Here is a 14,194-nt window from a genome sequence, read left to right as displayed (position 1 = left end):
GGTGTAGTAGTCGAGCCCCCGTACCAGTCTCTTGTCCAGTTTATACGAGGCGCCTATGGCGTCAAGGGCGCCCTTCGTCTCGTCGAAGTGATCACTGCACTCGTCGCACAGGTGGGAGAGGACGTCCGGCGCCCCCTCGCTCACCTCGTTGCACTCCTCCCTCTTGCAGTCGAGTATGCGCAGCGGGTTGCGCTCCAGCCTGTCACGGCAGGTCTCGCAGAGCATCTCCTTCTTCGACGAGAAGTACTCGATCAGCCTTGTCCGGTAGCCCGGGCGGCAGACGGGGCAGCCGACCGAGTTTATCACCACTTCAAGCCGTCCAAGCCCAAGGCTTCGGAAGATCGACATGGCGATCGCGATCGTCTCTACGTCCGCGTAGGGGGAGGCCGATCCGATGATCTCAAAATCTATCTGCCAGAACTGCCTGAACCGCCCCTTCTGGGGGCGCTCGTGCCTGAACATCGGGCCCGCGCACCAGAGCTTGATCGGCTGCTGGAGCCTGTCCATCCTGTGCTCGAGGTACGAGCGCACCATCGATGCCGTCGCCTCCGGGCGCAGGGTGATGCTGCGATCTCCCTTGTCGACGAAGGTGTACATCTCCTTCTCCACTACGTCGGTGGTCTCGCCAATGCCGCGCGAGAAGAGCTCCGTATGCTCGAAGACCGGCAGATGCACCTCCGAATAGCCGTAACGGCGGGCCGTATCCTGCACGACACGCAGGACGTAAGCCCATTTCCACGATTCGTCCGGGAGGATGTCCCGGACTCCCTTTGGCGCGGTTATCAGATCCATATCGTCTCCTCCAGACCGAGGGTAAAATGAGTTTATGAAAAAACCGGCCCAAAGGCTCGGGCCGGATGCTCGGGCATCGAAAAAGAGCTCCTTGCCTCAACGCGATTCAAGCTGAAACTTGATGGCCGTCCTCTCTTCATCTTCGATGGAGATCTTCGAAAAGGCCGGTATGCATACGAGGTCTATGCCGTTAGGCGCCACGTACCCCCTGGCAATAGCGATGGACTTCACCGACTGGTTTACCGCCCCGGCCCCCACCGCCTGGACCTCCACCGCTCCTTTTTCCCGCAACACCGCTGCAATAGCGCCCGCGACCGACTTCGGCTGTGACTTTGCAGAGACCCTCAGCACTTCCATAGTTTGCGACCTCCTTCGTAGTTGACGATCTACGTATATCGGACCGCTTCGCGGCAAGGGCGCGAGGGAGGCGAATACGCCTCTCCGGCCTGTCCGCCGAGGCGGGAATGCGATAAAAGTCCGCCGCTTCTGTTCTCTGGAAGAATACCCCTCGATGTTACAAGTATAATCTCATGAGCGAGAAATATGCAAGGAGATAGTCTTTTTCTACGAAGTCGATGAATACAAGTCCTACTTCCGGCCCGGGCCTCGCCGTCCTCTAACCCCCCGTTTCCCTGCTCTTTCTCAGCGTGACAACCCTCTCCTCGAGCTTCTGCAGTAGCTCCCGATCGTTGCTTTTGAGGCTGGAGAAGAGCTTCTCCCGCGCCGTCTTGCCGATCTGGTCCCTCGGTCCCCTTTCCCTTTTCATGCCGCCCCAGGAGATCTTATCCTTTCCGTGGTAGAGATCGTAATCGACAAGCCTGTCCCCGTCCTCCGCGTACTCGAGTCCGACCAGGATCTCCTTGACCTGCTCCGGGGAGAGAAAGGAGAAGAGGCGCAGCCTGTAGACGCGCACAGGGATGAGGATGTGGCCAAAGTCCTTTCCCCACCCCTCGCCGAGAATCATGCCGATCTCGAGAGAGTCGAGCACGGTGCGCAGTCGTTTTACGTGGTCCATGTAGTATCCCCAAGTGTCGTACACCCTGATCTCCATCTCGTTCCACGTGCGGTTCTCCAGTCCCTCCGTGAAGAACCAGAGAGCGCGGTTTCGAAGAAAAGCGTAAAGATCGTGGTAGAAAACTCCGTCGACTAGAAGCACTTCGTCCATAAAGTCGGATACTGCGACGGGCCCTCTGAGGGACGCCCTGGTAAAGCATATCGCTATCTCGTTGCTCCTGTGGACTCCGAGGAGTGACCTCAGCCTTCCTCTTTTGACGACTGCATCTGGGATGACGCCCTCGTCAAGGTCGGCCTCCATCTGCTCCAGTACCCTTTCGGAGTCGCCTATTATCCTGAAGAAGAGGATCCTGGGAAGCAGGCGGACCGAGTCGAGGATGCCGGCAGCCCTGTTCAAGAGCACGGCCAGGACGTCGTCCGACGACGAGGGAAGCACCCGGTATTCCCTGCGCCCCCTCTCGCCATCCCCGTGAAGCGCCACGATGGTCTGCCCCTCTCCTGCGGCGTCTATGGCGCTTTGAAAAGTATGAAGCGCGACCGGGAAGGCCTCGGCCAGAACACGGTCCAGCTCTTCGCGCTCGCCCTTGAGGATCATTATGCGAGGACCGCCGCGGACGATCGGAAGCATGCAAGCACCTCCTTTTCTTTATAGACCTATCTTCTTCCTGTTGAAACGCGCGTCGTCGACATACGCCGGGTAGGCGATCGACAAAACCTCCCCCGACTCCACGTGAAGGGCGTGAACCGCGTGCAACCCGTTGAGAAGGATGTTCTCCTTGTCTCCCTGTTCGTCCAGCGGACAGGAGTGCCCGAACAGGTTGAAACGCGACAACGGCATCAGCAGGTCCTCTCTCGTGTGGCTCAGGTTCAGCTCCATGCCGAGCAGGTCGACCCTGCCCCTCCCATCGAGCACTTGCCCGCCCGGGAAGAGGCCGCGCACGCTCTCCTCGTGGTCGTGATTTCCGATCACTATGACGACCCGGTCCCCTTGGACCGGGGAGAGAACCCGGACGAGCTCCACCAGCTTCTTTTTGTAGAGGGGAAGCTCCCCCGGGTGCAGCTCGAGCTTTATCTCGTCGGCCAGGTCGCCCGTGTGAACTATGTACAGGGGGTTCAGCAGGGCGATGATGTGCCGCATAGCGCCGTAAAAAGTCGAGGGCGTGTCGGAAAAATGCAGTATCGCCTTTCCTCTGAACCGCTCTATATTCGGCGGCATCCTGATGCCTAAAATATACCTCCTGTAAAGACCGAGGTGCATACCCTTTTCCATATACCAAGTCTCCCTTTTCTTCGAAGATTGTATCACGATATTTCAACTCGGTATTCATCGTGCTAGAATGATTGTATCGGCAAACTTCGACCAAAATCGCCCATGAGAGGTAGTGGAGCATGTTCGCAGAACGAAGCAATCGCATATCAACGAACCTGAAAATGCCGACGGCCTCTGTGAAGGCTGTTTTAAAGCTCCTTGAGGAGGGCTGTACCGTCCCCTTTATCGCGCGCTACAGGAAGGAAGCTACCGGCGCCCTGGACGAGGAGTCGATAATATCGATCAAGGACCTGTCCGAGCGGCTTGATGCCCTGGAAGCGAGGAGGGGAAGCATTCTGTCCTCCCTTGAGGGGAGGGCCGCGCTGACACCCGAATTGGAGCGGAAGCTGATGGCGGCCGGCTCGATCACCGAGCTCGAGGATATCTACCTTCCCCATCGTCCCAAAAGAAAAACCAGGGCCTCGGTAGCCGCCGAAAAGGGGCTCGGGCCTCTTGCGGACAGGCTTCTCATGCAGGACGGGACCGACCCGGTCGAACTGGCGGCGGCTTTCGTCTCCGCGGAGGGAGGGACCGCCACGACCGAAGAGGCTCTCGAGGGCGCCAGGGACATAATCGCCGAGAGGATAAGCGAGGACATAATCGCACGCAGGAGAATGCGGGTTCTGTTCGCGAGAAGGGGAAGGCTAACCAGCAGGTGCGCAAGGGGCAAGGAACAGGAGGCGGCCAACTACAGGGACTGGTTCGACTGGGAGGAGCGGGCGGCGCACGCCCCTTCTCACAGGGTGCTGGCCATGCTCAGGGGAGAGAGGGAGAAGCTCCTGTCGCTGTCGATACTCCCCCCCGAAGAGGAGGCCCTCCGAATCCTTCGCGACCTGTTCATAAAGGGCGCAGCCGCCGACTCCACACTCGTGAGCGAGGCTATCGTCGGCGGTTACAGGCGTCTGCTTGCGCCCTCGATGGAGACAGAGCTTCGCAACGCGCTGAAAAACCGGGCTGACAGGGAGGCGATAGGGGTCTTCGCCAAGAACGTGCGCAAGGTCCTGATGGCCCCTCCCCTCGGGCCCAGGAACATACTGGCTCTCGATCCCGGCTTTCGCACCGGTTGCAAGTTTGTATGCCTTAACGCCCAGGGAGACCTGCTGCACGAGGGAGTGATCTTCCCACACCCGCCCAGGTCGGAGGAGAAAAAAAGCGCGGACGAAATTCTAAAGGCCGTGACCGATTATAAAATAGAGGCGGTGGCGATAGGCAACGGTACCGCCGGCAGAGAGACGGAGCGATTCATAAGAAGACTGGGCCTTCCGGAGCAAGTCGTGGTCGCGATGGTCAACGAGAGCGGCGCCTCGATCTACTCCGCGTCCGAGGCCGCGCGCAGGGAGTTTCCGGACAAGGACATCACGGTCAGGGGGGCTGTCTCCATCGGCAGGAGGTTGCTGGACCCCCTCGCGGAGCTCGTCAAGATAGATCCGAAATCGATCGGAGTCGGACAGTATCAGCACGACGTGGATCAGAAGGGGCTGAAGAGCGCCCTCGCCACGGTCGTCGAATCATGCGTGAACGCAGTGGGGGTCGATCTGAACACCGCCGGGCCGGAGCTCTTGTCGCACGTGTCGGGCATAGGACCCGCCGCGGCGTCTCGAATCGTGCAGCATCGTCAGAACAACGGGCCCTTCAGGTCCAGGGGAGAGCTGCTTGACGTGCCGCGGCTCGGACCAAAGACATTTGAACAGGCGGCGGGCTTCCTGCGCATCAGGGGAGGTGACAACCCGTTGGACGGGTCGTCGGTGCATCCTGAGCGATACCCATTGGTCGAGAGGATGGCATCGGACCTGGAATGCTCGTTGGCGGAGCTGCTTGAGAACCCCGAGCTTTGCGATAGACTGGACGTCGGCAAGTATGTATCGCCGGACGCCGGTCTTCCGACCCTGAACGATATAATCGACGAGATGAAACGCCCGGGGCGGGACGTGCGAGATGTCTTTGAACCGTTCGAGTTCGCCGACGGAGTGGAAAAAATTCAAGACCTCTCGCCGGGCATGGAGCTTCCGGGAATAGTGACAAACACGACCTCGTTCGGCGCATTCGTGGATATAGGCGTGCAGCAGGAGGGTCTCCTCCACAAAAGCCGAATACCTCGCGGGATGACGCCGCAACCAGGCGACAGGGTAAGGGTTACGGTGATGGAGACGGACCTGCAGCGAAACCGTATTTCACTCTCCATGCCGGGAGGCGCGAAGGAAGGTCCCCTTTGAGCGCTGGGCGAGTCGTGGTGATAGGAGCGGGCCCCGCAGGGCTCATCGCGGCGGGGGAAGCCGCGGTCGGAGGCGCCCGAACGATCCTGCTGGAGAAGAACCGGTCGGCGGGGGAGAAGCTGCTGCTGACCGGGAAGGGGCGCTGCAACCTGACCAGTTCGGAGGACGACACGGGGAGTTTTCTTGCAAAATTCGGGCACAACGGCAAGTTCCTTTACTCCGTCTTCTCCAGGTTCGGCCCGTCCGAGACGATGGACTTCTTCAGATCGCTGGGAATAGAGCTCTCGATCGAGCGCGGGAGGAGGGTATATCCCGCCTCCGGAGACGCCCGAGATGTCCTCGACGCCCTTCTCCGGCGAGCTTGCAGCGGCGGGGCGGAGGTGCGCTGCGGAGCCGGCGTGCTTGATGTCGAAATAAATGATGGACGTATCCGCCGCCTGATCACTTCGAACGGAACTGTCGAGGGAGATGCGTTCGTCCTGTGCACAGGAGGCAAATCCTTTCCGAAGACCGGGTCGACCGGCGACGGCTACCGCCTGGCGAGCAAAGCCGGGCACACGATAGTCCCTCCCGTGCCCGCTCTGTGCCCCGTGACGACAGTCGAGCGGTGGCCCCGGTGCGCGTGGGGACTTACGCTGCGCAACGTGTCCCTTGTACTCCGGCAGGGCGGGAGAGTACTGGCCGACCGTTTCGGCGAACTCTTGCTCACGAAGTTCGGGATCAGCGGGTCGATAGCGATGGACATGAGCAAGGAGATAGCGGCGGCGTTGAACTCGGGGGAGGCCGAGCTCATAATCGACCTGAAGCCGGCTCTCTCGGAGGATGTGCTTTGCAGGAGAATCAAGAGGGATTTTGAAAAATTCTCCGGAAGAGTGCTCAAGGATTCTTTGGGCGATATTCTGCCTGCGGACTTCATTCCGGCCTTTCTTCGCTCCGTTCGAATCCCCGAGGTAGCGAGGGTGGATGGTATCGGCAACGACGCCATCTCAGAGATCGCATCCGCGCTGAAAGGATATCGCCTGACCCCGAAGGGGCTCCTGGGATTCGACTGGGCCATCGTAACAGCGGGGGGAGTGGCTTTGGACGAGATTGACCCTCGCAGCATGCGCTCGAAGATCGCGGAGAACCTGTTTTTTGCTGGAGAAATCATCGATATTGACGGCCCGACCGGCGGTTTCAACCTGCAGATGTGCTGGAGCACGGGATTCCAAGCGGGAAGAAGCGCCGTCGACTACGCATGCCCGGGTCGGCGAAAGTGGGGGAAGGAGTAATAATGCCTCTGTTCCATACCATGCTCCGAAGGTTGACGCTGCTTATGGCGACTGCGCTTGTGCTGGCATGCCTGGCGGGAGAGCTTCCTGCCTCGGCCGAACGCAAGCGGATCCTCATATTGAACAGCTACACGACGGAAGACCTCTGGACGGCGAAAGTGAACCAGGGGATATTCTCGGTTTTCAGGGAGCGGGGCGTGGATGTGGAGTTCCTGGTCGAGGAGATCGGCATCACGAGGACGATGCCTGCCCTCTACCTCCCCGAGCTGCGCACCCTGCTGCAAAAACGGTACACGTCGATCCCGCTCGACTTGATCATCACCACCGAGAACAACGCGCTGAACTTCGCCCTCGAGCAGGTCGGAGCTGCGCTGCCGGATGTTCCCATCGTCTTCTCCTCCCTCACCGACAGACATCTCATCAGGCGGTTTCCCGATGAACGCGCCACGGGGGTTTTCAGCGAGGACTCGGCCCTGTTCCTGCTCAGGGAGTTGATACGGCTCCACGGCGACATACCGAAGATAGCCCTCCTGGTCGACAGGACCCCCAGGGGCTTCATGGATCTGGCGAGGCTAAGGGACGCCGCTATCACCCTCTCTTTCCCAACTCAGCGCATATTCCCTTACATAGGCCTCAGCATAGAGGAAATGATGGACTCCTTTGCGAAGCTGCCGCCGAACTCGGTGGTCTTGCTGGGGAATTTCTCCGTCTCCGTGGGAGGCAGGTTGATCCCTCTGCCCACGGTGGTCGAGGCGATTCAAAGCGCGAACGAACTGTCGACCTACTCCCTGCTTGAGGAGACGGCCGCGCTGGGCGTGCTCGGGACGGTGACCGGAGGGGGCAGCCAAATAGGGCGCATGGCAGGAGAGATAGCACTCAAAGTCCTCGGGGGAACCGCGACCGAGACGATCCCGCTTGCCAGGGGAGCGAACAACCGGCTGATCTTCAACTACGCGGAGGTGAAGAATCTAGGCATTCAACGCTCATCCCTTCCTCCCGGGAGCATCCTGCACGGAGATCCCTTCCAGGAGATAAACAGATTTGTGCCCCTCATCGCGGGCAACATCCTCCTGTTTATAATCCTTGGAAGCTCGGCGTTCATTCTCAGAAGAAAGATCAAGGCGAGAAAAATCGCCGAGTCGGAGCTGTTCAGACAGTCGGAGTCTTGGAAGAACCTTTTCGAGAACTCCCCCCAAGGGATAATCATCTACGACATTCTCGGCCAGATCAAGGAGACCAACTCCCGTTTCAGGGAACTGTTCCGTCTTACCGATGGCATCCCCCAGGTGGGCATCATGTCCCTTCTTGCTGGAACAGGTACAGTCTTCACCGAGGAGGAGGTCTTCCCGAGCTTTATGACGAACCTGGCGACGTCCGTCAAGTCCAAGGAGACGAAGGTCCCGGACGGCGAGGGGGGTACCATTCCCGTCTCGTTCCTTACCTTCCCCCTTCCCTCTGTCTCGGAGGAGGACGTCTACTGCGCGCTGTTCGAGGACATCAGCGAGAGGAAGAGGCTGCAGGCGATGCTGCGCAGGAGGACGGCCCTTCAAAAACAGGTGACGGCCATCTCGTCTCGCTTCGTCATGGAGGGAGAGTTCGGCGAGACGATGAAGGTGGCGCTTGGCGATATTCTAAACCTGTCGGGCGCCCGTTTCGCGTCGATCTACGTCATGTCCGAGACGGGGGCGCTCGTACCCGAGATCGAGATATTCCCCGAGGGCAGGATGGAGAGACGCCCGAACGGAGATGACCCGCTCTTCGGGGAGGACTTCTTCTGGAAGTCGCTGCTAAAAAAAGACCCCCTACCCACGGTCCTGCTGGTGGAGCCGTCGATAAGGGATCACAGGTTGAAGCGGGACGGTCTGCACGGACGCATAGCGCTGATGCCTCTCCTGCTCAACAGGAATCTCCAGGGCTTCCTCGCCCTGGTCGACCCCCTGCCCCGCTGGTACGACGCCTCCGACGAGCCCATGCTGGCGCTGTTCTCGGAGCTGCTGTCGATAGCGATAGAGAGGAAGAGAGAGGAGGACGCTCTTCGGAAGGCCCACGAGATCATCCTCGGCAGGTTCTCCGGGGCGATCTCGGTCCTCCGCCAGGTCAGCGAACTGCGCGACGACTCGACATCGGGCCACCAGAAGAACGTCTCCGAGCTTGCGGAGTCGCTCGCCGTGGAGATGAACCTACCCGAGGAGACAAGGATGGCGGTAAGGTACGCGGGGTTGGTGCACGACATCGGGAAGCTTTACATTCCGGCGGAAATACTGGGCAAGCCCTCTTTCCTCTCCGAAGCGGAGTACGAGCTCGTAAAAAAACACCCGGAGTACGGGCATAACATCCTGTCGACCCTGGACTTTCCCTGGCCCCTGGCCAAGATCGTCCTTCAGCACCATGAACGGGTCGACGGCAGCGGCTACCCTTACGGGCTGACAATGGGCGAGATCTGCCTTGAGGCGCGCATTCTCGCGGTCGTCGACTCATACGACGCCATGGTCTCCGACCGTCCCTACCGGAAAAGTAAAGGGGAGCAGGAGGCGCTGGACGAGCTTTGCGATCTTGCAGGCTCGGCCTATGACCCGGAGATCGTCCAGGCCTTCGTATCCTTGAGAAAGAAGCGGGCGGCAGGCGAGTGACAAATCACCGCCCGACGCCCGCCCGTCCCTAACCCTTGCGCGCGATGTACTCCGCCAGGTCTATCATCCTCTGAGAGTAGCCATACTCGTTGTCGTACCAGACCATGACCTTCGCGACCTTGCCCTGGACCACCTTGGTGGAAAGTCCATCGACTATCCCCGAATGGGTGTTCCCGATTATATCCGCGGAGACAAGCTCCTCGTCGCTGTACTCGAGAATCCCCTTGAGATAGCCGTCCGCGGCGGTCTTGAGCGCGGAGTTCAACGCCTCCACCGTGGCCTCCTTTTTGAGGTTGACAACCACATCGGTGAGCGACCCGTTGGCTACGGGCACGCGGACGGCGATCATGTCCATGCGCCCGTTAAGCTCCGGGAAGAGAGGGATCATGGCCTTCGCCGCCCCGGTGGTCGCGGGCACCAAGGAGACAGCTGCCGCTCTTCCCTTTCTGCCTCCTCCCCTGGGAGCGTCGACGAGAAGCTGGGTGGAAGTGTATGCGTGTATCGTGGTTCCCATCAGGTAATCGATGCCGAACGAATCGTTGATGACCTTCGTCACGGGCGCGATCGAATTGGTCGTGCAAGAGGCATTAGAGATCACGAAGTGCTTCGAGGGATCGTAGTCGCCCTCGTTGACCCCCAGTACTACCATCAGGTCAGCGTCGCTCACGGGAGCGCTGACGAGCACCTTCTTGGCCCCCGAGTCCAAGTGAGCTGCGGCCTTCTCCCTCTTGTTGAACGCGCCGGTGCACTCGAGCACTATGTCCACCCCGAGTTCCTTCCACGGGAGCGTCGACGGGTCTCCCTCCTTGAGCATCGGGAAGACCGTGTCGCCCAGCTTGATGCTGCTCTCCCCCGGCTCCACCGCGAATTTCGCCCTACCGTGCACCGAGTCGTACTTGATGTAGTACGCCATGTCCTCGGGCGTCCTGCGCGAGTTCAGGGCCACTATCTCTACATCGGAGGGCTTGTTCTCCATGTAACAGCGCAGAGCGAGCCTTCCGATCCTGCCTAGTCCGTTTATCGCCACTCTTTTCATTACAACACCTCCAGAACTGTTTTTAAGCCGGTACGCCGAAGTTCATTTTATCATCTTTACGTCCCGCCGGTCAGCTGATTTTCTCGTCGGCGGGGTCTACCGTTCGTTTAATCACCGGGGGAAAACGCGACATCCACCATATACCCGCAGTTGCCGTCACTGGAATGGTAAGAAGGAGCCCGACGGTCCCCGCCACGCTTCGCAGAAACTCCTGCGCGATATGAGGGTCGTTGAGAAGCGCCGTCATGTCCGGCCCCTCCAGCACGATGAGGACGACGAACGGTAGGGAGCTGCCCAAGTAGGCCAGGATCAGCGTGTTGATCATGCTTCCCAGCACGTCGCTGCCGACGTTGATTCCCGCCTGCCAGAGTCTCCTCAGTGTTATGTCCGGGTCGTAGGAGTAGAGCTCGGCCATCGTGGAGGTGACGGAGATCGCCACGTCCAGCACCGCGCCGATCGCCCCCACCATGACGGCCGCGAGAAGAAGGCCCCGAAGCTCCATCCACGGCACCAGGGAGAAGAGAAGCAGGGCACTGTCGTTCTCAAGGCCGGTCAGCTGCCACAGGGAGACCATGATCCAACCGGTCATCGACGCCGCAACGGTGCCCCCCACGGCGCCGATGAAGGGGATAGGCCACAGGTTCCTCCTCGGGACCACGAAGACTATCGTCAGGATGGAGACTCCCGCGACGGCCAGTATGGCGAACGGAACCGGCGTGCCGCCGTGGGCGAGCTTGGGCACGAACCAGCCGAGCAGGAGAAAAAGAGAGCAGAAAAGCCCCGCCAGAGCCTTCACCCCTGCCATCCCGGTCAGCACTGAGAAGGCCAGGCAGGCGAAGGTGATGAAGCCCGCCACGACCGGTATCCTGTACCTGTCGCTTATGGAGCACTGGTACGTGCCGTCGTCGAACACGTCCACCAGAAACAGGTACTCCCTGCCAGGTGCAAGTTCAAGCCGACTGTCCGCGAGCTGGATGATATCCACTGTCTCGGTCTTGCCGGCAAGAGGTCCGTTCCTGAAGGTTATTCGAACCCCGACCCTCTCCGTGCTCCACTCCCCCGCGCCCTGGGCGTCGTACTCGGTCGTTCTGCCCATCACCTCTTCGAGCAGAACTATCGCCGAGTCATCCGTGTTCCACCTGGACAGCACGTACATATCGACCAGCCAGGAGGCCGGCCATGCCAATAAAAACGAGACGACCAAAAGCAAAATCGTGTTACGGCTGAATTTCCCGACCATTGTCCATGCATTCTCCATCGTCAAAGCTACGTACGTCCAGCCAAGGAACGTACTCCTCGAGTCCCAGCGACTCCAGTCTATCGATCGCGGGGCTTCCGTCCTTCGTCCAGCCCCTGGCGGAATAGTACTCCCTCAACTGGGCCGACAGGTCGGGGAGGGTGAACGGGGAGCCTCCGCTTCCTCTCGGCTCTCTCAGTATCCTTTCCGGCAATGTATCGTCCTTCGCTGTCACCCCGCAGGCCACGTTGAAGACCCTCTTCAGGTTGAAGATGCGCTCGCCCGCCTCAAGCAGCTCCTCCGCGGTCATGCTCCACCCCGTTATACCGTTGAGCCATTCGAGGATGTCGTCCACCCTCGTCGTCGAGAAGGGAAACTTGCACATCTTGAGCGAGTCGAGGACCCCCATCATGTTCTGAAAGTCGACGTTGAGCCTTCCCTTTCCCTCGTCCGTCGTCCTGTCCATGACCTCTTCTACGCCGAGGTCCGGGTAGATCGCGCTCCTCTCGAAGGCGTAGGTGTATCCGGACAGGTGGCACGCCCCCCTGTTGGAGGTGGCGTATCCCGTGGCGAGGCTCTTGTAGCACCGCGGATCGTGCGCGGGAAGGTCCATGCCCTTGACGTGGATCGCGTACCTCTCCACCCCGTTCCCTATCAGCTCCGCCGCCTTTTTCGTTCCCTGCGCGAGCAGTGAACCTATGTCCCTCATCTCCGCTATATCGCTCAGCAGGCGCAGCATCGCGTTTCCGTCACCCCATCGCAGGGGATAGCCTATGTCCCGCTCGCCCAGGATGCCCCTCTCGTACAGCTCCATCGCGAACGCCACGGCCGAACCGGCCGAGATCGTGTCCATCCCCGTCCTGTTGCAGATGTCGTTCGCTCGCCCGATGGTCTTAAGGTCGTCGACCATGCAGTTGCTGCCCAGCATGCCTATAGTCTCGTACTCTGGCCCCGAGCCCTTGATCTCTTCGAACTCTACGTCGCGCCCGCACCTTATCGGGCAGGTCACGCAACCCCAGGTGCCTTTGAGAATGGTCTCGGCCATCGCCTGTCCAGTGATGCTCATTACATTTTCAGGCCACGAGCCCACGCTCCAGTTCTTTATCGGCAGGTCTCCGTTCCGTTCGGCGAGCGCCACTCCTCCGGCGGTACCGAATCGGGTCATCGACTGAAGTTTCTCCATGTAGAGCCTGCTCATCGCCGACGACCTCTCGCGCACGCGCCCCTCGTTATGCAGCTTCGCCCTCTCGCTCCCCCGGGCCACTATCGCCTTCAGGTTCTTAGAGCCCATCACGGCCCCCATTCCTCCCCTGCCGGCGGCCCTCGCGTTGGCCCCGTCGTGCATGACGCTTGCAAACAGGACCCCGTTCTCGCCCGCAGGGCCAATGCAGGCTACGCCGGACGGCCTCTCCAGCTCCTGCAGCAGCCGCTCCGTTTCGAATGTATCTCGTCCCCACAGGGAGGATGCGTCGCGAATTTCGACCCGCCCGTCGACGAGGGCCGCATAGACCGGGGAATCGGCCCTGCCCGTAAAGACGACCCCGCCAAACCCCGCTCTTCTCATGTGAAAACCGAAGGTACCGCCGCAGTCGGACTCTCCGAATATGCCGGTTAGAGGGGATCTGGACAGGACGTGGTGCCGTCCGGAGGTCGGTATGCCCGCCCCCTGGAAGGGGCCGTTCACGAAGATCAACGGGTTGTCCGGGGAGAGGGGGTCGAACAGGGGCGACCCGTATTCAAACAGGAGATAGGTGCCAATTCCGGAACCTCCCAGGTACTTTCTTAAAAGGGCGTCGCCTATGACGATCGTCTCCGTCGAGGAGTCCGTCAGGTCGACGACTGCGATTTTCATCTCCATCGTCCATCACTCCTTTCGTCTGTAGTGGTGCCTACAGAAGCAAAACCCCGACCACTCCAGCCGCCAGCAGCAGAAGAAGCGGGTAGTCCGCCAAGACCCCCCCGACCCCTCTGGCCAGGAACAGGCAGACAGCGAGAAAGGGAAGCCTCCAGTCGTCGCCCAGGGGACGAAGAATCATCCAGAAGGCAGCCAGCATCATGCCGGACACTGCGGGCCTGAGCGCGCTCTGGAGACGTTTGACCGTACCTCTCCACTCCCGAGAGGCCCTGGAAAGCAAAAACAGCACGGCGACAAGAAGGGATAGAGGGGCCAGGATCACGGAGAGAGTCGCGACGAACGACCCGGCGACCCCGGCGACCCGGTAGCCCACGTAGGTGGCCGCGTTCAACGCAAGAGGGCCCGGTGTCATCTGGGCGAGTGAGACCACCTCCGAGAAGGATCTCTCGGTGAGCCATCCCCTTGTGGCGACGAGCTCGAAGTGGATGAAGGGGATCGTCGCAAGACCGCCTCCGAAGGCTGCGAGCCCTATACGGGCGAATACCGCCGCCAGGGAGACGAGGACGCTCACGCCGACGCCCTTTCACCGGCGATCAGCCGGACGGTCACAGCCGCCACAAGCGCCAGGAACGGGTGGACGTTCGCTATAAGTATCAGGCCAGCGGCGACCGAGAGGGCGACGATATTCCTCCATCCACCTCGGCACGAGACGCAGGCCATGTTCCACACGACCTCGCCGATGATGACAACCACAGCGCAGGAGACGCCGAGGAAGAAGGACGCCACGTGTGGCTCGTCGACGTACCTCATGAGAACCCCTGACAGAAGCAAGACCGC

At 60.3% G+C, this 14,194-nt stretch carries 12 protein-coding genes; 3 read left to right on the top strand and 9 right to left on the bottom strand.

What is annotated here, in order from left to right:
* The 4 genes from GX181_05480 to GX181_05465 all read right to left on the bottom strand — a co-directional run.
* On the bottom strand, positions 1-792 hold a 792-nt coding region (locus GX181_05480; GenBank protein NLM71392.1), incomplete at its 3' end, for a histidine--tRNA ligase.
* Positions 793-888: 96 nt separating this feature from the next.
* Positions 889-1,149: a stage V sporulation protein S gene (locus tag GX181_05475; protein ID NLM71391.1), complete on the bottom strand. Its 261-nt coding sequence runs from the start codon at positions 1,147-1,149 to the stop codon at positions 889-891.
* 259 nt (positions 1,150-1,408) lie between these two features.
* Positions 1,409-2,434 carry a hypothetical protein gene (locus tag GX181_05470; GenBank protein ID NLM71390.1) on the bottom strand — a complete coding sequence of 342 codons (1,026 nt, stop codon included), beginning with the start codon at positions 2,432-2,434 and terminating at the stop codon, positions 1,409-1,411.
* Between the two features lie 18 nt (positions 2,435-2,452).
* The gene (locus tag GX181_05465) at positions 2,453-3,076 is read right to left on the bottom strand and encodes a metallophosphoesterase (protein ID NLM71389.1); all 624 of its coding nucleotides are present in this window, start codon (positions 3,074-3,076) and stop codon (positions 2,453-2,455) included.
* Between the two features lie 119 nt (positions 3,077-3,195).
* Between GX181_05465 and GX181_05460 the strand changes: the two genes are divergently transcribed.
* The 3 genes from GX181_05460 to GX181_05450 are packed head-to-tail and all read left to right on the top strand — an operon-like array spanning position 3,196 to position 9,229.
* Positions 3,196-5,328 (top strand): RNA-binding transcriptional accessory protein, encoded by a 2,133-nt coding sequence (locus tag GX181_05460; GenBank protein NLM71388.1) that lies wholly within the window; start codon positions 3,196-3,198, stop codon positions 5,326-5,328.
* A complete protein-coding gene (locus GX181_05455) occupies positions 5,325-6,599 on the top strand; it encodes an NAD(P)/FAD-dependent oxidoreductase (GenBank protein ID NLM71387.1) in 1,275 nt (424 codons plus the stop codon). Before GX181_05460 ends, GX181_05455 begins: the two co-directional genes overlap by 4 nt.
* A gap of 2 nt (positions 6,600-6,601) precedes the next feature.
* Positions 6,602-9,229, top strand: coding sequence for an HD domain-containing protein (locus GX181_05450; GenBank protein ID NLM71386.1), 2,628 nt, complete (start codon positions 6,602-6,604; stop codon positions 9,227-9,229).
* Positions 9,230-9,257: 28 nt separating this feature from the next.
* On the opposite strand, the gene gap is transcribed toward GX181_05450, so the two are convergent.
* The 5 genes from gap to GX181_05425 all read right to left on the bottom strand — a co-directional run bounded on the left by gap (position 9,258) and on the right by GX181_05425 (position 14,167).
* A complete protein-coding gene (gene gap / locus GX181_05445) occupies positions 9,258-10,265 on the bottom strand; it encodes a type I glyceraldehyde-3-phosphate dehydrogenase (protein ID NLM71385.1) in 1,008 nt (335 codons plus the stop codon).
* 70 nt (positions 10,266-10,335) lie between these two features.
* Complete coding sequence (locus GX181_05440) at positions 10,336-11,475, bottom strand: YibE/F family protein (GenBank protein NLM71384.1); 1,140 nt, start codon at positions 11,473-11,475, stop codon at positions 10,336-10,338.
* Between the two features lie 7 nt (positions 11,476-11,482).
* Entirely contained in the window at positions 11,483-13,360 is a 1,878-nt protein-coding gene (locus tag GX181_05435) for an aldehyde ferredoxin oxidoreductase family protein (GenBank protein NLM71383.1), read from the bottom strand.
* 31 nt (positions 13,361-13,391) lie between these two features.
* Positions 13,392-13,928: a chromate transporter gene (locus tag GX181_05430; protein NLM71382.1), complete on the bottom strand. Its 537-nt coding sequence runs from the start codon at positions 13,926-13,928 to the stop codon at positions 13,392-13,394.
* Positions 13,925-14,167, bottom strand: a complete 243-nt coding sequence (locus GX181_05425; protein ID NLM71381.1) for a chromate transporter — start codon at positions 14,165-14,167, stop codon at positions 13,925-13,927. Before GX181_05425 ends, GX181_05430 begins: the two co-directional genes overlap by 4 nt.
* Between the last annotated feature and the right edge of the window lie 27 nt (positions 14,168-14,194).

Source organism: Synergistaceae bacterium (genome assembly GCA_012521675.1).
Taxonomy (GTDB): domain Bacteria; phylum Synergistota; class Synergistia; order Synergistales; family Aminobacteriaceae; genus JAAYLU01.
Note: the sequence above shows the minus strand (reverse complement) of the source record. Positions and strands in the feature narration are given on the sequence as shown.

Excerpts from the sequence above, each read along its gene's own strand:
- GX181_05435 (NLM71383.1), bottom strand. The coding sequence starts at position 13,360 with ATGGAGATGAAAATCGCAGTCGTCGACCTGACGGACTCCTCGACGGAG.
- GX181_05465 (NLM71389.1), bottom strand. The coding sequence starts at position 3,076 with ATGGAAAAGGGTATGCACCTCGGTCTTTACAGGAGGTATATTTTAGGC.
- GX181_05475 (NLM71391.1), bottom strand. The coding sequence starts at position 1,149 with ATGGAAGTGCTGAGGGTCTCTGCAAAGTCACAGCCGAAGTCGGTCGCG.
- GX181_05425 (NLM71381.1), bottom strand. The coding sequence starts at position 14,167 with ATGAGGTACGTCGACGAGCCACACGTGGCGTCCTTCTTCCTCGGCGTC.
- GX181_05470 (NLM71390.1), bottom strand. The coding sequence starts at position 2,434 with ATGCTTCCGATCGTCCGCGGCGGTCCTCGCATAATGATCCTCAAGGGC.
- GX181_05460 (NLM71388.1), top strand. The coding sequence starts at position 3,196 with ATGTTCGCAGAACGAAGCAATCGCATATCAACGAACCTGAAAATGCCG.
- GX181_05450 (NLM71386.1), top strand. The coding sequence starts at position 6,602 with ATGCCTCTGTTCCATACCATGCTCCGAAGGTTGACGCTGCTTATGGCG.
- gap (NLM71385.1), bottom strand. The coding sequence starts at position 10,265 with ATGAAAAGAGTGGCGATAAACGGACTAGGCAGGATCGGAAGGCTCGCT.